The 16,743-nt window shown below is 72.1% G+C and carries 16 protein-coding genes; 7 read left to right on the top strand and 9 right to left on the bottom strand.

The window, feature by feature from the left end; genetic code table 11:
- Window positions 1-41 precede the first annotated feature (41 nt).
- The 5 genes from AB0R04_RS04885 (at window position 42) to trxA (ending at window position 5,425) form a co-directional block, all read left to right on the top strand.
- Window positions 42-2,042, top strand: coding sequence for a serine/threonine protein kinase (locus AB0R04_RS04885; RefSeq protein ID WP_363368236.1), 2,001 nt, complete (start codon window positions 42-44; stop codon window positions 2,040-2,042).
- Between the two features lie 57 nt (window positions 2,043-2,099).
- Window positions 2,100-2,822, top strand: a complete 723-nt coding sequence (gene sigM / locus AB0R04_RS04880; protein WP_363368234.1) for an RNA polymerase sigma factor SigM — start codon at window positions 2,100-2,102, stop codon at window positions 2,820-2,822.
- Complete coding sequence (locus AB0R04_RS04875) at window positions 2,819-3,784, top strand: hypothetical protein (protein ID WP_363368232.1); 966 nt, start codon at window positions 2,819-2,821, stop codon at window positions 3,782-3,784. The genes sigM and AB0R04_RS04875 overlap by 4 nt, the downstream gene beginning before the upstream one ends.
- A gap of 202 nt (window positions 3,785-3,986) precedes the next feature.
- On the top strand, window positions 3,987-4,955 hold the full coding sequence (trxB, locus tag AB0R04_RS04870) for a thioredoxin-disulfide reductase (protein ID WP_363368230.1): 969 nt from the start codon (window positions 3,987-3,989) through the stop codon (window positions 4,953-4,955).
- Between the two features lie 143 nt (window positions 4,956-5,098).
- Window positions 5,099-5,425, top strand: coding sequence for a thioredoxin (gene trxA / locus AB0R04_RS04865; RefSeq protein WP_363368229.1), 327 nt, complete (start codon window positions 5,099-5,101; stop codon window positions 5,423-5,425).
- Window positions 5,426-5,517: 92 nt separating this feature from the next.
- Here trxA and AB0R04_RS04860 read toward each other — a convergent pair whose 3' ends face one another.
- From AB0R04_RS04860 to rpmH, 9 genes are all read right to left on the bottom strand, one after another.
- The gene (locus AB0R04_RS04860; RefSeq protein ID WP_063348469.1) at window positions 5,518-6,135 is read right to left on the bottom strand and encodes a GNAT family N-acetyltransferase; all 618 of its coding nucleotides are present in this window, start codon (window positions 6,133-6,135) and stop codon (window positions 5,518-5,520) included.
- A gap of 119 nt (window positions 6,136-6,254) precedes the next feature.
- On the bottom strand, window positions 6,255-7,319 hold the full coding sequence (locus AB0R04_RS04855; RefSeq protein ID WP_063348468.1) for a ParB/RepB/Spo0J family partition protein: 1,065 nt from the start codon (window positions 7,317-7,319) through the stop codon (window positions 6,255-6,257).
- Complete coding sequence (locus AB0R04_RS04850) at window positions 7,316-8,269, bottom strand: ParA family protein (RefSeq protein WP_363368384.1); 954 nt, start codon at window positions 8,267-8,269, stop codon at window positions 7,316-7,318. The genes AB0R04_RS04855 and AB0R04_RS04850 overlap by 4 nt, the downstream gene beginning before the upstream one ends.
- A gap of 283 nt (window positions 8,270-8,552) precedes the next feature.
- Window positions 8,553-9,377: a 16S rRNA (guanine(527)-N(7))-methyltransferase RsmG gene (rsmG, locus tag AB0R04_RS04845; RefSeq protein WP_363368226.1), complete on the bottom strand. Its 825-nt coding sequence runs from the start codon at window positions 9,375-9,377 to the stop codon at window positions 8,553-8,555.
- Window positions 9,378-9,555: 178 nt separating this feature from the next.
- Window positions 9,556-10,086, bottom strand: a complete 531-nt coding sequence (locus AB0R04_RS04840) for a R3H domain-containing nucleic acid-binding protein (RefSeq protein ID WP_063348467.1) — start codon at window positions 10,084-10,086, stop codon at window positions 9,556-9,558.
- Window positions 10,087-10,168: 82 nt separating this feature from the next.
- Window positions 10,169-11,341 carry a membrane protein insertase YidC gene (gene yidC, locus AB0R04_RS04835; protein WP_363368224.1) on the bottom strand — a complete coding sequence of 391 codons (1,173 nt, stop codon included), beginning with the start codon at window positions 11,339-11,341 and terminating at the stop codon, window positions 10,169-10,171.
- Window positions 11,338-11,709 (bottom strand): membrane protein insertion efficiency factor YidD, encoded by a 372-nt coding sequence (gene yidD, locus AB0R04_RS04830; protein ID WP_063348465.1) that lies wholly within the window; start codon window positions 11,707-11,709, stop codon window positions 11,338-11,340. Before yidD ends, yidC begins: the two co-directional genes overlap by 4 nt.
- On the bottom strand, window positions 11,706-12,134 hold the full coding sequence (rnpA, locus tag AB0R04_RS04825; RefSeq protein ID WP_063348464.1) for a ribonuclease P protein component: 429 nt from the start codon (window positions 12,132-12,134) through the stop codon (window positions 11,706-11,708). Before rnpA ends, yidD begins: the two co-directional genes overlap by 4 nt.
- 20 nt (window positions 12,135-12,154) lie before the next feature.
- Window positions 12,155-12,292: a 50S ribosomal protein L34 gene (gene rpmH / locus AB0R04_RS04820; RefSeq protein WP_030392420.1), complete on the bottom strand. Its 138-nt coding sequence runs from the start codon at window positions 12,290-12,292 to the stop codon at window positions 12,155-12,157.
- Window positions 12,293-12,762: 470 nt separating this feature from the next.
- Here rpmH and dnaA point away from each other — a divergent pair, with 470 nt between their 5' ends.
- Both dnaA and dnaN read left to right on the top strand, forming a co-directional pair.
- On the top strand, window positions 12,763-14,637 hold the full coding sequence (dnaA, locus tag AB0R04_RS04815; RefSeq protein ID WP_363368221.1) for a chromosomal replication initiator protein DnaA: 1,875 nt from the start codon (window positions 12,763-12,765) through the stop codon (window positions 14,635-14,637).
- Window positions 14,638-15,600: 963 nt separating this feature from the next.
- Window positions 15,601-16,731 carry a DNA polymerase III subunit beta gene (gene dnaN / locus AB0R04_RS04810; RefSeq protein WP_063348462.1) on the top strand — a complete coding sequence of 377 codons (1,131 nt, stop codon included), beginning with the start codon at window positions 15,601-15,603 and terminating at the stop codon, window positions 16,729-16,731.
- Window positions 16,732-16,743 lie beyond the last annotated feature (12 nt).

Here is a 16,743-nt window from a genome sequence, read left to right as displayed (position 1 = left end):
CTCTCTCAAGCCGGGGCGACACAAGGGGAGGCAGGACCACGGTGGCTGATGGCACCAAGGCGGTCGTCGACACGTCAGCAGCTGACGCGGCGGCGGACGAGGCCGCACTGGCCGCGGCGATCGACGAGCTCACGGCGGGGAAGGCAGCCCCGTCGGGCGCCGTCGCCGACGCCTCCTCCCAGGACGCCTCCGAGGACCGGGGCGCCGCCCCGGACACCCCGATGGCCGCCGACCCGGACCCGGACACCGACGCCGCCGACCCCTCCGAGCCCTCCGACCTCTCCGACGCCGGCCAGGACGCCCCCCGCGGCGAGGAGACCTCGGAGATCACCGCTCCGCTCTCGGTCCACGAGATCGCCGCCGAGCTGGCCGCCGGCGGCACCGCCCGGCGCAAGCCCGCCGCCCCGGAGCCCGCGGCCGCCAAGCGCCGCCCCACCGACCCGCAGCCCACCGTCGACCCGCGCGACACCGCCACCCTGCCCCGCACCCTCCCCGCCCCGCTGCGGCACAGCGGCGACACGATCGGCCACCGGTACCGGCTGGAGGAGTGCATCTCCCAGACCGAGACCTTCAGCAGCTGGCGCGCGGTCGACGAGAAGCTGCGCCGGGCCGTCGGCGTCCACCTGATGGCCTCCGGCCACCAGCGCGCCCGCAAGGTGCTCGCCGCCGCCAAGTCCGCCGCCCTGCTCGGCGACCCGCGCTTCGTCCAGGTCCTGGACGCCGTCCAGGAGGGCGAGCTGGTCTACGTCGTGCGGGAGTGGCTGCCGCACGCCTCCGACCTCGCCAAGCTGCTCGCCGACGGCCCGATGGAGCCGCACGAGGCGTACCAGATGGTCCGCCAGGTGACCGACGCGGTCGCCGCCGCCCACCGGCGCGGCCAGGCCCACCTGCGGCTCACCCCGCGCTGCGTGCTGCGCACCGACAGCGGCCAGTACCGGATCAACGGCATCGCGGTGGACGCCGCCCTGCGCGGGCTGCCCGACGAGGACGGCACCGACGGCTCCGAGCGCACCGACACCCGCGCGATCGGCGCCCTGCTGTTCGCCGCGCTCACCCACCGCTGGCCCTACCCGGAGGACCGCTACGACCTCCAGGGCCTGCCCAAGGGCCTCCAGAACGCCGCGCCGGACCAGGTCCGCGCGGGCGTCCACAAGGGCCTGTCCGAGCTGGCCGCGCGGGCCCTGTTCGACCACCCACCGCACCACGCCGAGCCGATCACCACCCCGGAGGAGCTGACCCGGGCGATCGCGCAGATGCCCCGGATCCGCCAGCCCGAACCGGAGCTGCCCGCCTTCCCGGCCCCGCCCCGGCACAACACCCACGCGCTGCCGACCGCGCCCAACCCGACCCGGGTGGCCGACCCGGCGGTCGCCCCGCTGCCCGCCTCGTCCCGGCCGACCGCGAGCCGGCGCACCCGGCGACGGCTGCGCCGGGTGATCAAGGCGACGGCCTGGACGGTCGCCCTGGGCGCCATCGGCGTCGCCTCCTGGCAGTTCGTGGACACCCTGCGCAACACCAGCCCGACCACCCCCCCGCAGACCTCGGCCACCAGCGACGCACCGACCCCGCAGGCCAGCACCCACAACCCGACGCCGATCGCGCCCAAGGCCGCCCTCTCGTACAACCCGAAGGGCGATTCGGCGGAATCCGCCTGGGCCCTCCCCAAGGCCATCGACGGCGACCCCAGCACGAGCTGGCCGACCTTCGGCTACGACGACCAGTTCGTCCCGGGCGGCTACAAGGAGGGCACCGGCCTGCTGATCGATCTCGGCTCGCCGCACGCCGTCAACTCGGTGAGCGTCCAGTTCGTCGGCACCACCACGGCCGAGCTGCGGATCCCGAACGGTCAGGCCGCGGACAACCCGCAGAAGGCGCCGCTGACCTCCTTCACGGCCGTGGGGAAGAAGAGCGGCACCACCGTCGACTTCGCTCTCAGCACCCCGACGAACACGCGCTACCTCTTGATCTGGCTGACCAGCCTGCCGAAGGATACGGACGGCAAGTTCCGCGGGCAGGTCGCCGAAGTGAAGGTCTCCGGCTGACCGACTGATCGGCGGTCCGGTCTCCAGGACGACGGCGAGGGGGGGCGAGGGGTGACGGTGACGGAGGACGACGCGGCGCTGCTCGCCCGGCACGTCGCCGGCGACCCGGACGCCTTCGGCCTCCTGGTGAACCGCCACCGCGACCGGCTCTGGGCGGTCGCCCTGCGCACCCTGGGCGACCGCGAGGAGGCCGCCGACGCCCTCCAGGACGCCCTGGTCTCCGCCTTCCGCGCCGCCCCCGGCTTCCAGGGCCGCTCGGCGGTCACCACCTGGCTGCACCGGATCGTGGTCAACGCCTGTCTGGACCGCGCCCGGCGCAGCGCCACCCGCCGCACCACCCCGCTCGACGAGGACCCACGGCGCCTGGACACCCTGGTCGGCGCCGCGGAACCGGCCGACTCCCCGGTGGTCCGGGCCGAGGTGCAGCGCGAGCTGGCCGCGGCGCTCGCCGAACTGCCCGCCGAGCAGCGGGCCGCACTCGTCCTGGTCGACATGCAGGGCTACCCCGTCGCCGAGGCCGCCGAGCTGCTGGGCGTCCCGGTGGGCACGGTGAAGAGCCGCTGCGCCCGGGGCCGGGCCCGACTGCTCCCGCTGGTCCGCCATCTGCGCGAGAGCGGCGGTGGCGGGCCGGATGTTTCACGTGAAACACCGAACGCCCCCGGCACGGCCCCGTCACCCCGGCGGAACGCGCCGGGGAACCCGACGGGCACCCGCACCGTCACAGGGACAGGCCCGAACACCGGTCGGACGGTTCTGGAAGGAGACGCGAGCACGCGATGACGGCCCACCTCTCCTCCTCCGGCCCCACCGGCCCCGCCGAGGCCCACCCCTCCGTCGACGAGCTCGCCGACCTCGCCGAGGGGCTGGTCGAGTCCGCCGACGCCGCCCGGACGCTGCGCCGGCACCTGGACGACTGCGCCGAGTGCCGCGAGACCGCCGACGCGCTCGGCGAGGTCCAGGCACTGCTCGGCGCCGTCGAGGCCCCGCCGATGCCCGCCGACGTCGCCGCCCGGCTGGACGCCGCCCTCGCCGCGGCCGCCGCCTCCGCAGCGACGGAGGAGGAGGCCGAGAACGCCCCCCTCGCGGCCTCCCGGGCCGCCACCCCTGCCCCGGCCCCCCGGGCCGCCGCGGCGCCCGCCGCACCCCCTTCCCGGCCCGCCGCACCCACCGGCCCGGGCCGCCCCCGCCCCCGGCGGCGGCGCGCCGGCCTGCTGCTCGGCGCGACCGCCGCCCTGGCCGCGATCGCCCTCGGCGCAGCCCTGCTGCTGCACCCGGCCGGCCAGGACGACCAGCACCCAACCCTGTCCGCCGGCGCCCCCGCCTCCGCCTCCCTCGGCACCGGCGCAAGCCCCGGCACGGCGCAGAGTCCCCGCGCCGACCACGCCGCGGGAGCCGGCCCGACCTACCAGGACGACCAGCTCGCCGCCCAGATCCAGCAGCTGCTGGCCCGGTCGGGCACCGCCCCCGGGCTGCGCCCGACCGGGCCCGCCAAGCCCTCCGCCGCGCTGCCCGCCGACGGCCGCCAGGAGCTCACCACCCAGGCCTCCCCGCCGTCCTCCCCGCCGTCCTGCCAGGCCCTCGCCGAGGGCGTGCCGCTGGCCACCGACCACGGCAGCTACGCGGGCGCCCCGGTCGAGGTCCTGGTCTACCCGGCGCCCGGCCGGCCCGGGTTCGCGGACGTCTACCTGCGCTCCCCCGACTGCGGCCCGGTCGTGCTGCAGCGCACCGTGCCCACCCGTTGACGTCCCGGGGCGGGCGCCTCGGGGATCCGGGCTCCGTTCCCATGCGATCGACGAGCAGGGCGCCGCGCCGCTCCCACAGTGCGGTCGCCTGGTACTGATCCGCCTGGGAATGCGAGACACTGGTCAGTCGTTGTCCCGGGCGGCGGAGCAGAACCGCCCTCCCCGCACCTAGCGCGGGTCGCGATGCGAACCAGGAGATGCAGTGAGCGACGTCCGTAACGTGATCATCATCGGTTCCGGCCCGGCCGGCTACACGGCCGCGCTCTACACGGCGCGGGCCTCCCTCAAGCCGCTGGTCTTCGAGGGGGCCGTCACCGCCGGCGGCGCCCTGATGAACACCACCGAGGTCGAGAACTTCCCGGGTTTCCGGGACGGCATCATGGGCCCCGAGCTGATGGACAACATGCGGGCGCAGGCCGAGCGCTTCGGCGCCGAGCTGATCCCGGACGACATCGTCTCGGTCGACCTCACCGGTGACATCAAGACCGTCACCGACTCCGAGGGCAACGTGCACCGGGCGCGCGCCGTGATCGTCACCACCGGCTCCCAGCACCGCAAGCTGGGCCTGCCGAACGAGGACAAGCTCTCCGGTCGCGGTGTCTCCTGGTGCGCCACCTGTGACGGCTTCTTCTTCCGCGACCAGGACATCGCCGTGGTCGGCGGCGGCGACACCGCCCTGGAGGAGGCGACCTTCCTCTCCCGCTTCGCCAAGAGCGTCACGATCATCCACCGCCGGGACAGCCTGCGCGCCTCCAAGGCGATGCAGGAGCGCGCCTTCGCCGACGAGAAGATCCGCTTCGAGTGGGACAGCGCGGTCGAGGCCATCCACGGCGACCCGAAGCTGAGCGGCGTCACCCTGCGCGACACCACCACCGGCGAGACCCGCGAGCTGGCCGTCACCGGCCTGTTCATCGCGATCGGCCACGACCCGCGCACCGACCTGTTCAAGGGCCAGCTGGACCTCGACGCGGAGGGCTACCTCAAGGTCGAGGCGCCCTCGACCCGGACCAACATCCCGGGCGTGTTCGGCGCCGGCGACGTCGTGGACCACACCTACCGCCAGGCCATCACGGCCTCCGGCACCGGCTGCTCCGCCGCGCTGGACGCCGAGCGCTACCTCGCCGCCCTGGACGACCTGGAGGCCAAGGCCACCGTCGCCGTGGCGGTCTGACCCCCTCGCCACCGACCGACCCCCGCGGGGGTGTGACACCCGTTTCACGTGAAACACCCCCGCCCCGGCCAGGGCGAAACAGAACGGGCCCGCCCGTTGTTCACCTGGCAGCAGCCCCCTCCGTCCGAACCCGAGGAGTTCCCGTGGCCGGCGCCACCACCACCGTCACCGACGCGACGTTCAAGTCCGACGTCCTGGACAGCGACAAGCCCGTGCTGGTCGACTTCTGGGCCACCTGGTGCGGCCCGTGCCGCCAGGTCGCCCCGATCCTGGACGAGATCGCTTCCGAGCACAGCGACAAGCTGACCATCGCCAAGCTGGACGTGGACGCCAACCAGGCGACCGCCGCCCAGTACGGCGTCATCTCGATCCCGACCCTGATCCTCTACAAGGGCGGCGAGCCGGTGAAGTCCATCACCGGTGCCCGTCCGAAGGCCGCGCTGCTGCGCGAGCTGGACGGCTTCATCTAGGCCCTGTCCGGTCGACCGGTCGTCGACCGTACGGCGGCGGGGCTCCCCACACCGGGGAGCCCCGCCGTCGTCGTTTCCACGCGCCTCCCGCCTCAGAACGGCCGCAGCGCCGGCTCCTTGCGCGCCCCGCCGAGCAGCCGCTCCAGCGCCACCTCCACATCACCCCGCCAGGACAGCGTGGTGCGCGCCTCCAGCCGCAGCCGCGGGTAGCGGTGGTGCGACCGGACGGTCTTGAAGCCGACCGCGAGCAGGTGGTCGGCCGGCAGCACGCAGCCGACCGGCTCAGGACCGGCCGAGCCGAAGGCCTCGATCGCCCGCACCCCGCGCCCGAGCAGGTCCTTGGCCACGGTCTGCACCAGCACCCGGCCGAGCCCCTGTCGCTGGTAGCCCGGAACCACCCGGCTGACCATCAGCTGGACGGCGTCCGGCGAGACCGGACTGGTCGGGAAGGACTGCGACCGGGGGACGTAGGCGGGCGGCGCGTACAGCACGAAGCCGGCCGGCTGGTCGTCCACGTAGACGATCCGACCGCAGGAACCCCACTCCAGCAGCACCGCGGAGATCCACCCCTCCTTCTCCAGCTCCGGCTTCCCGGACTCCACCGCCGCCTTCCCGCTGACCGGATCCAGCTCCCAGAACACGCAGGAGCGGCAGGTCGTCGGCAGATCGGCGAGGTTGTCCAGGGTCAGCGGAGCGATCCGGCGTCCCATGCCCCGCACCTCCTCCTCCACTTCACGGTCGAGCATGCCCCCACAGACGCCGATGGGTGCATGTTTCACGTGAAACAGTGCTCACGCGGAACATGCACCCATCGGGTATCGTCCCCGGCTCAGCCCTGCGACAGCCGCAGACCGTCCTCGCCCGGGGCCAAGCTGTCCAGGATCCGGTTCAGGTCCTCCACCGAACCGAACTCCAGCACCACCTTGCCCTTGCCCAGCTTGCCGCCGCGCTGCGACACCTCGACCTTGACCCGGGTGTCGAAGCGGTCCGACAGCCGGCTCGCCAGATCGTTGAAGGCCGGGGAGATCAGCTTGCCCGCCTTCGGCGCCTGGCGCTTCGGCTTCCGGTCCTCCTCCTCGCCCATCAGCGCGACGATCTCCTCGGTGGTCCGCACCGAGAGGCCCTCCGCGACGATCCGCTTGGCCAGCAGCTCCCGCCGCTCGGCGTCCGGCACCCCGAGCAACGCCCGGGCGTGGCCGGCGGTCAGCACCCCGGCGGCGACCCGGCTCTGCACGGTGGGCGAGAGCTTCAGCAGCCGCAGCGTGTTGGAGACGTGCGAGCGCGAGCGGCCGATCCGGTCGGCCAGCTCGTCGTGGGTGCAGGAGAAGTCCCGCAGCAGCTGGTCGTAGGCGGCCGCCTCCTCCAGCGGGTTCAGCTCGGCCCGGTGCAGGTTCTCCAGCAGGGCGTCCAGCAGCAGCTTGTCGTCCTCGGTGGCACGGACGATCGCCGGGATCTGCTTCAGCCCGGCCTCCTTGGAGGCGCGCCAGCGGCGCTCGCCCATGATCAGCTCGAAACGATCGGGCGCGACCTGGCGCACCACGATCGGCTGGAGCAGACCGACCTCCTTGATCGAGACGACCAGCTCGGCCAGCTTGTCGTCGTCGAAGACCTCACGGGGCTGGCGCGGGTTGGGCTCGATCGCGTCCAGCGGCAGCTCGGCGAAGAAGGCACCGGCCACCGGCGCCGGCTGCGCCTGCTCGGCCTGCTTCTCCGCGGCCGCCCGGGCCGCCACCGTGCCGCGGCCGGTCGGCAGCGTCGGTACCGAGGTCGGCGACGCCGCGCCGATCGCCCCCACCGGGGCCGGTGCGGGCGCGGCCGCCGCCCCGCCGTCCACCGGTACGGCGGGGCGGATCAGCGCCTCCAGCCCTCGTCCCAAACCCCTGCGACCACTCACCGATGACCCTCCGTCGTACCGTGCTGTGCCACCGGGGCTCCGTGCCCCGTACCGCTGCCGTGCCGCTGCTGCCCCAGGAGCGGGCCGCCGCCGACCGTCCCCGCCGCGCGCAGCCCGAGCTCGCGGGCGGCCTCCAGGTAGGAGAGCGCCCCGGTCGAGCCCGGGTCGTAGGTGAGGACCGTCTGACCGTAGCTGGGCGCCTCCGAGATGCGCACCGAGCGCGGGATCGCGGTGCTCAGCACCTCCTGCGGGAAGTGCGTCCGGACCTCCTCGGCGACCTGGGCGGCCAGCCTGGTCCGGGCGTCGTACATGGTGAGCAGGATGGTCGAGACGTGCAGCGCGGGGTTGAGGTGCGCGCGCACCAGCTCGACGTTGCGCAGCAGCTGGCCCAGGCCCTCCAGCGCGTAGTACTCGCACTGGATCGGGATCAGCACCTCCCGCCCGGCCACCAGGGCGTTGACCGTCAGCAGGCCCAGCGAGGGCGGACAGTCGATCAGGACGTAGTCCAGCGGCTGCTCGTAGGCGGCGATGGCGCGCTGGAGCCGGCTCTCCCGGGCCACCAGCGACACCAGCTCGATCTCGGCGCCGGCCAGGTCGATGGTCGCGGGGACGCAGAACAGCCCCTCGACGTCCACCACCGGCTGCACCACGTCGGCGAGCGGCTTGCCCTCGACCAGGACGTCGTAGACGGACGGCACCTCGGCGTGGTGGTCGATGCCGAGGGCGGTGGAGGCGTTGCCCTGCGGGTCGAGGTCGACGACCAGGACGCGCAGTCCGTGCATGGCGAGCGAGGCGGCCAGGTTGACGGTGGTGGTGGTCTTGCCGACCCCGCCCTTCTGGTTGGCGACCACGATCACCCGGGTGGCGGCGGGGCGGGGCAGACCCTCACCCGCTCGGCCGATCGCCTGAACCGCAGCCTGGGCAGCCCTCGCGATGGGCGTGTCATCGATCTGGCCGATGGTCTCCGAGTCCTGCATGGGGGTCAGTGTTTCACGTGAAACCGGAGCGGCAACAGTCGCCGCCCGGCTGCGGCCGAGGATTCCCGAGAGCAAGGAGCGACGTTTCACGTGAAACACCATGCCCGCTATGTCGGAAATCTGACGTTGCGACACTCCGGTGTCCTCCCGTCGACCGGCCGTCACCCCGACGGCCACCGGAACGCCGACGGGCGGGTGGCTCCCCCCTCAGGAGGAACCACCCGCCCGTCGTCGAGCGTGCCAGGCGTCACCCGTCTCAGCGGGTGCGGCGCCGCCCGCCCCGGCTGCGCTCGCCGGTCCGGACGCCGCCCGCGTTCCGTCCGGCCCGGGCCGCCTTCGCCCGCCGGGTCGCGGCCTTCACCCCGCCGGGGCTCTCCCCCGCCTTGACCTGGACCACCCGGGTCGAGGTCTCCAGGGTGCCCTCGCCGACCGAGATCACGCTCCACTCGACCGCGCCCAGCTTGGTCAGCCCGGCCCGCGAGTCGGCCAGCTCCTGCTCGGCACTGTCGCCCTTGAGCGCCAGCATCTGCCCGTGCGGACGGAGCAGCGGCATCCCCCAGCCGGCCAGCCGGTCCAGCGGCGCCACCGCCCGGGCGGTCACCACGTCCACCGCGAGCTTGCCGACCATCTCCTCGGCGCGGCCGCGCAGCACCGTGACGTTCTCCAGCCCCAGCTCCCGGACGACCTCCTCCAGGAAGGTGGTCCGCCGCAGCAGCGGCTCCAGCAGCGTCACCGAGACGTCCGGACGGACCAGCGCCACCGGGATGCCCGGCAGGCCGGCACCGGAGCCGACGTCGCACAGGGTGGAGCCGGCCGGCAGCAGCTCGGCGAGCACCGCACAGTTGAGGACGTGCCGGTCCCAGAGCCGGGGCACCTCGCGCGGCCCGATCAGCCCGCGCCGCACGCCCGCGGTGGCCAGCAGCTCGGTGTAGCGGACCGCGGCGTCGAAACGATCACCGAAGACCTCCCGGGCGACGGCCGGGGCCTCGGGCACCTCGGGCACCTCGGCGGCCGGCCCCGCAGCGGCCGGATTCACGTCGTCCGCCCCCGGCCGGCCAGCGGCCGCGTTCTCCGTGTCCATCTCGACCTCTCCGATCCCCGGATCCACCGACCCGCTCTCCGCACAGTTTCACGTGAAACATCTCGCGCCGGGCCCACGCCCCGCGAATGGACGACGACCCCGCCCGCACGAGGCGGACGGGGTCGCGTCCGGTGAAGCCCACCGGCCGCCGAGGCGGCCGGTCGTCGTACCGCCGGCCTCAGACCGGCAGCACGACCACGCACCGCTCGGGCTCCTCGCCCTCCGACTCGCTACGCAGACCGGCGGCCGCGACCGCGTCGTGGACGACCTTGCGCTCGAAGGGCGTCATCGGCCGCAGCTTGACCTGCTCGCCACTGCTCTTCGCCTGCTCGGCGGCCTCGGCACCGAGCGCGGCCAGCTCGGAGCGCTTGCGGGCCCGGAAGCCGGCAATGTCCAGCATGAGGCGGCTGCGCTCCCCGGTCTCCCGGTGGACAGCCAACCGGGTCAGCTCCTGCAGCGCCTCCAGCACCTCGCCGTCCTGGCCGACCAGGCGCTGCAGCGCACGGTCGTTGCCCTCACCGACGATGGAGACCAGGGCGCGGTCGCCCTCGACGTCCATGTCGATGTCACCGTCGAGGTCGGCGATGTCGAGCAGACCCTCCAGGTAGTCCGCCGCGATGTCGCCCTCCTGCTCCAGTCGGGCGATGACGTTCTCGTCGGTGCTGGCGGCGGCCTCGGCCTCGACGGCGGAGGTGGTGCCTTCCGTCACTGATGGACTCCTTCGGAGATGGGCCCAGATTGGTGGGCCGGGAACGAAGCTCTGCGCGCTGTCACAACGGGTCCAGGGCCGGTCAGGACTTCTTCTTCGGCCGCTGGCCGCCACGCTTGGGCTGCTGCCGACCGGTGCCCGGCTTGGCCGCGCCGGGCTTGGCCGGGCCCTGCTGGGCGGCCGCCGGCTTGGCGCCGGAGTCGGCCGGGACGGTGTCGGCGGGCTCCTCGGCGGGCTCCTCGGCCGGGGCCTCGGTGTCCTTGGTCAGGTCGGCGGTGTGCTGAGCACCGCCCTGCTGGCGCTGCGCCTTGGTCTGCTTGCGGGGCTGCTGGCGGCGTGCCTGCGCCGACTCCTCGACCACGGCGGCCGCCGCCGAGGCGGCGTCGAGGGTCGACTTGGACGGGGGCAGCAGGCCCCAGAGCGCGCCCTTGATCTCCGAACCGTCCGGGTTCAGCCGGCCGGCCTTCTTCAGCCGGACCTGCCGCTCGTCCCACGCCTTGCTGCCCGGGGTCGGGTTGTTGTGGATGACGATCAGCTGCTGGCCCATCGACCAGACGTTGGTGGTCAGCCAGTAGACCAGGACACCGACGGGGAAGTTGATGCCCATCACGGCGAACATCACCGGGAAGACGTACATCAGCATCTTCTGCTGCTGCATGAACGGCGTCTTGACCGTGAGGTCGACGTTCTTGGTCATCAGCTGGCGCTGGGTGATGAACTGCGACAGCGACATCATGATGATCATCACCGCGGTGACGATCTTGACGCTGGTCTCGTGGCTGCTGACGAAGGTCGCGGAGAGCGGGGCACCGAAGATGTGCGCCTTGCCGGCGCTCAGCAGCAGGTCGCCGTGGATGACGCCGATCTGCTCGCTCTTGGCGACCTTGGCGAGCACGCCGTAGAGGGCGGTGAAGAACGGCGCCTGCACGATGATGGGAAGGCAGCTGGAGAACGGGTTGGTACCCGCCTCCTTGTACAGCTTCATCATCTCTTCGGACTGGCGCTGCTTGTCGTTCTTGTAGCGCTCCTGGATGGCCTTCATCTTCGGCTGGATCGCCTGCATGGCCCGGGTCGCCTTGATCTGCTTCACGAAGAGCGGGATCAGGCAGATCCGGATGACGACCACCATCGAGGCGATGGCCAGACCCCAGGCCCAGCCACCGTCCGGGTCGAAGATGTTGCTGTACAGCGAGTGGAACTGGACGATGATCCAGGACACCGCTGTGTACAGGGGATTCAGGAAGGAGAAGGTCACCGGTCAGGCTCCTTGGACATGTGGATTGGCCCCTCGGGGCCAATGGTCGCCGGGCCCTCGGGGTCCGGACCGGCGGGGGTCGTGGTCACCGGCTGTCCGGTGGCGGACCGGCTGCTCAGCCAGTCTCGCAGCCGCCGGTGCCACACCGGATGCTTGCGCGGCGGAACGTGATCGACCCCGCCGGGCGTCCACGGATTGCAGCGCAGGATGCGCCACACGGTCAGTCCGCCGCCCTTGACCGCCCCGTGCACCTTCACGGCCTCGTAGCCGTAGTGCGAGCAGGAGGGGTAGTAACGGCAGACCGGACCGAGCAGTGGGCTGATGGTCCACTGGTAGACCCTGATCAGACCCATCAGCAGGAACTTCATCGTCCTGCTCCCGTCGGCGCCGTCGTGGCGGGCTCCACCTTCAGCAACCGTTTCAGCGCCGCGTCCAGGTCACGTTCGAGGTCCTGGTACGAGGCGGTCGCGGCCTGGGGCAGCGCACGCACCACTATCAGGCTACCGGCGGGCAGCCTGGAGAGACGATCACGAACGAGGTGCCGCAACCGGCGCTTGACCAGGTTGCGAACGACCGCCGGGCCGACGGCCTTGCTCACGACGAAACCCGCACGCGCCGAAGGAGTCCCCTCGGCGACGTGCGGGCGGGAGTCGCTGGTCCGGTCGGTCTGCCCCTTGGGGTCGTCTTCTCTGCTGAGATGGACGACCAGAAGGGGCCGGCCGGCCCGGCGACCGCGTTTCACTGCGGTCGCGAAGTCCTGGCGCCGCCGCAGCCGATTCTCGGAGGGCAGCACAACAGACTCTCTGTCGTGGATCAGGCGGACAGGCTGGTGCGGCCCTTGCCACGGCGGGCAGCCAGGATGGCGCGGCCGGCGCGGGTACGCATACGCAGCCGGAAGCCGTGGGTCTTCGCGCGACGACGGTTGTTCGGCTGGAAGGTGCGCTTGCTCACTCGGGGGCTCCTGAGGTGAATCGTAGGATGACGGGGAATCGCTTGGCCGTCACCGTGCGTCCGCGTGATCTCCCCTGGTTCGGAAATCCGGCCCATCGCCCCAGTTCGGCTGGGGTTCAGGGCAATCCACGGCGCCCGTGCTGCGCGCCTTATGGAGCGGGTGGACCCGCGGACATGCGGCAGCGGCCATCGACAACTCGACCTGGTTACGGTACGCGGGACGGGGCACGAGGGTCAAACCGGCTTTTTCGAGCGGCCCCCCGGAGGCGTCCGGAGCCCCCTTTGCCCACAGCCTGTGGACAACGACTTGATCCGGCCCTGTTCGCTGACTACCGTTGCAGGACTTGTCTGGTTTGTTCTTCGTGTTCTTCCTCGTGGGGTCGGTCCGCCGGAGACGGACCCGCCGATCCACAGTCTCCTGATCCACCACCCCCTGCTGGAGCCGCGGGGAACCGAGAAAGCGTGCACCAGTGGCTGATGTCAACAGCGACCTCGTCCCGGTCTGGGCGAGAGTCGTCGAGCGGCTGGTCAGCGACCCGGACGTCGGGGAGATGGACAAGCAGTGGGTGCAGCGCACCCAGCCGATGTGGATGATGCACGACACCGCCCTGCTGGCGACCCCCAACGAGCGGGCCAAGCAGGTGCTGGAGGGCCGGCTGCTGCCGCAGCTCACCGAGGCCCTCAGCCGCGAGCTCAGCCGTCCGGTGCGGATCGCCGTGATGGTCGACGCCAACGCCGTCCCGACCACCCCCGCACCCGCCGCCCAGGCCCCGGCCGAGCCGTACCCCGGCCCGACCGAGGAGGATGCCGGCGGCTACGGCGGTCAGGACTACCAGCAGCCGTACGAGCAGGACTACGACCGGCCCCGCTACGACACCGGCGGCTACGAGCAGCGCCCCGCGCCGTACGGCGGTCCGGCGGCCGGACCGGCCTGGCCGGGCTACCCCGAGCAGGGCGGGTACCCGGAGCAGGGCGGCGGCTACCCCGAGCAGAACGGGTACCAGGAGCAGGGCGGCTACCCGGAGCGGCCCCCCGGCTACCGCGAGGCCGACGAGCCGTCCCGGCCGGCGCCGCGCCCGATGCCCGGCCCACCCTCGACCACCCAGGGCGACCTGTTCGGCGGCGCCTACGGCCCCGGCCCGAACGAGCAGCCCCGCGCCGGCGCCGGCCGCCGCGCCCCCGGCTCACGCCCGGCCGGCGGCCGTCCTGCGGACAAGAACGCGCCGGAACGCGCCACCGAGCGCCCGGCCGTCCCCGGCGTGCCCGCCCCGCCCGGCGCCCCGCCGGCCGGCGGCTCCCGCAAGGACGAGCCGGCCGCCCGGCTGAACCCCAAGTACCTCTTCGACACCTTCGTCATCGGCGCCAGCAACCGCTTCGCGCACGCGGCGGCGGTGGCGGTCGCCGAGGCTCCGGCCAAGGCGTACAACCCGCTCTTCATCTACGGCGAGTCCGGGCTGGGCAAGACCCACCTGCTGCACGCCATCGGGCACTACTCGCGCAGTCTCTTCCCGGGCACCCGGGTGCGCTACGTGTCCTCGGAGGAGTTCACCAACGAGTTCATCAACTCGATCCGGGACGGCAAGGCGGACACCTTCCGCCGGCGCTACCGGGACATGGACATCCTGCTCGTGGACGACATCCAGTTCCTCGCGAGCAAGGAGTCCACGCAGGAGGAGTTCTTCCACACCTTCAACACCCTGCACAACGCGAACAAGCAGATCGTCCTCTCCTCGGACCGGCCGCCCAAGCTGCTGACCACGCTGGAGGACCGGCTGCGCAACCGCTTCGAGTGGGGCCTGATCACCGACGTCACCCCGCCGGAGCTGGAGACCCGGATCGCGATCCTTCGCAAGAAGGCGATCCAGGAGCAACTCAACGCCCCGGCCGACGTGTTGGAGTTCATCGCGTCCCGGATCACCCGCAACATCCGGGAGTTGGAAGGCGCCCTGATCCGGGTCACCGCCTTCGCCAACCTCAACCGGGCGCCGGTGGACCTGGAGTTGGCCGGGATCGTCCTCAAGGACCTGATCCCGGGCGGGGACGAGGACGCCGGGCCGGAGATCACCGCGCAGGTCATCATGCAGCAGACCGCCGCGTACTTCGGGCTGAGTGTGGACGACCTCTGCGGATCCTCGCGCAGCCGCGTCCTGGTGACGGCCCGTCAGATCGCCATGTACCTCTGCCGGGAGCTGACCGACCTCTCGCTGCCGAAGATCGGCGCGCAGTTCGGCGGCCGCGACCACACCACGGTGATGCACGCGGACCGCAAGATCCGCTCGCTGATGGCCGAGCGCCGGTCGATCTACAACCAGGTCACCGAGCTGACCAACCGCATCAAGAGCTAGCCGCAGGGCCGGTGGTGGGTCCGGCGCCGAGTCCGGCGTCGAGGTGTCCGGAAAGGGCGTCAGGAGCGATCCTGGCGCCCTTTTCGCACATCCGCAGGTGTGCCTCGGGCGCCGGCTGGGCAGAGATGCCGTCGACGGACGTTGCGCCAGTCCACAGCCCGCGCCGAACATGTGACCGGTGATTCGAAAACCGGGGCCGCGCAGGGCAGTTGTCCACAGGCCAGGCACCTTCCCCGTAGTCCACAGGCCGGGGCGTCCGAAGTTATCCAGAATTCGTCCACAGGCGTGTCGCCGCTACGCTCTTCCGCGCAGGTCAGGTGCCTGTGGACTTGTGCACAACCGTTATCCACAGGCTGTGGACAATTGACGGGCCGCCAATGGGCCATCCGGGTTGTCCACCGGTTGTCCCCAGGGGAGGGGTGGTTATCCCCAGGTTGTCCACAGCATGATCCACAGTTCGACAAGCGTGGGGCGGCGTTCATGCCCTGGTGTGAAAGGCGTCACGTAAAGTTGACCGGCGCCCGTGGATAACCGGGCCGGAATCTGGGGACAGCCCTGGGGATAACCTGTGGATACCCAGCGTGCCCTGTGGGTAACGCTCCGCTGTCCACAGCACGGCGTGTTCGTCCACAGCCGCCGTCCACACCCGCTGTGGACAAAAAAGTGGGTCTGACCTGCGGAAACGAGGTTATCCACGGTTTCCACAGGCCCTACTACTACCACTACACATTTAGACCCATCGACTCGCTTGAAAGTGGGTGGGCCCCGAATCTGTGGACAACCGCGCCCCGACATCTGTTCGGCTTGCTTCCGCCCGTCTGCCCCGTCTGTCGGCGGAGTACGTCAGACTGTCCTCGGCGACCGGAAGCGGAGTGGCAGAGCTCGGTGGACAGTCCGACCGACGATCAAGATCAGACGAACCAGAGTGCGAGCGGGAGCGCTCGATCCAGGAGGCGGTTACCGGTGAAGTTCCGGGTGGAGCGTGACGTCCTCGCGGAGGCGGTGGCCTGGGCTGCCCGCAGCCTCCCGGCACGGCCGCCGGTGCCGGTGCTGGCCGGCCTGCTGCTGACGGCACAGGACGGCAGCCTGGCGCTGTCCGGCTTCGACTACGAGGTCTCGGCCCGGGTCGAGCTGGAGGCCGACATCGAGGAGGCCGGCACCGTCCTGGTCTCCGGTCGGCTGCTGAACGACATCTCGCGCAACCTGCCGAACCGGCCGGTGGAGATCTCCACCGACGGCCAGCGGGTCAGCGTGGTCTGCGGCAGTTCCCGCTTCACCCTCCCCACCCTCCCAGTGGACGAGTACCCGGCGCTGCCCCAGATGCCGACCGCCACGGGCACCGTCTCGGGCGACGTGTTCGCCTCCGCGGTCAGCCAGGCCGCGGTGGCCGCCGGCCGTGACGACACCCTCCCGGTGCTCACCGGTGTCCGGGTCGAGATCGAGGGCGACCGGATCACCCTGGCCGCCACCGACCGCTACCGCTTCGCGGTCCGCGACCTGCTGTGGAAGCCCGAGCAGTCGGACATCTCGGCCGTCGCCCTGGTGCCCGCCAAGACGCTGCAGGACATCGCCAAGTCCCTGGGCAGCGGCGACACCGTCTCGATCGCGCTCTCCTCGGGCGGCGCGGGCGAGGGCCTGATCGGCTTCGAGGGCGCCGGCCGCCGGACGACCACGCGGCTGCTGGAGGGCGAGTTCCCCAAGTTCCGCAGCCTGTTCCCGACGGAGTTCAGCGCCGTCGCCGCGATCCAGACCCAGCCCTTCCTGGAGGCGCTCAAGCGCGTCTCGCTGGTCGCCGAGCGCAACACCCCGGTCCGGCTCAGCTTCGAGCAGGGCGTGCTGACCCTGGAGGCGGGCTCGGGTGACGACGCCCAGGCCACCGAGCGGATCGACGCCGACCTGGAGGGCGACGACATCTCGATCGCCTTCAACCCGGGCTACCTGGAGGAGGGCCTCAAGGCCATCGACTCCGCCTACGCCCAGCTGAGCTTCACCACCCCGACCAAGCCCGCGCTGCTCAGCGGCAAGGCCTCGGTGGACGCCGAGGAGGACAAGGCGTACCAGTACCTGATCATGCCGGTCCGCCTCTCCGGCTGACCTCGCGGCCGC

It is taken from the genome of Kitasatospora sp. NPDC056731, assembly GCF_040687675.1.
Taxonomy (GTDB): domain Bacteria; phylum Actinomycetota; class Actinomycetes; order Streptomycetales; family Streptomycetaceae; genus Kitasatospora.
Note: the sequence above shows the minus strand (reverse complement) of the source record. Positions and strands in the feature narration are given on the sequence as shown.

Bases quoted from the DNA above. Each gene is read 5' to 3' on its own strand.
- AB0R04_RS04875 (WP_363368232.1), top strand. From the start codon at position 2,819: ATGACGGCCCACCTCTCCTCCTCCGGCCCCACCGGCCCCGCCGAGGCC.
- yidD (WP_063348465.1), bottom strand. From the start codon at position 11,709: ATGAAGTTCCTGCTGATGGGTCTGATCAGGGTCTACCAGTGGACCATC.
- rsmG (WP_363368226.1), bottom strand. From the start codon at position 9,377: ATGGACACGGAGAACGCGGCCGCTGGCCGGCCGGGGGCGGACGACGTG.
- AB0R04_RS04860 (WP_063348469.1), bottom strand. From the start codon at position 6,135: ATGGGACGCCGGATCGCTCCGCTGACCCTGGACAACCTCGCCGATCTG.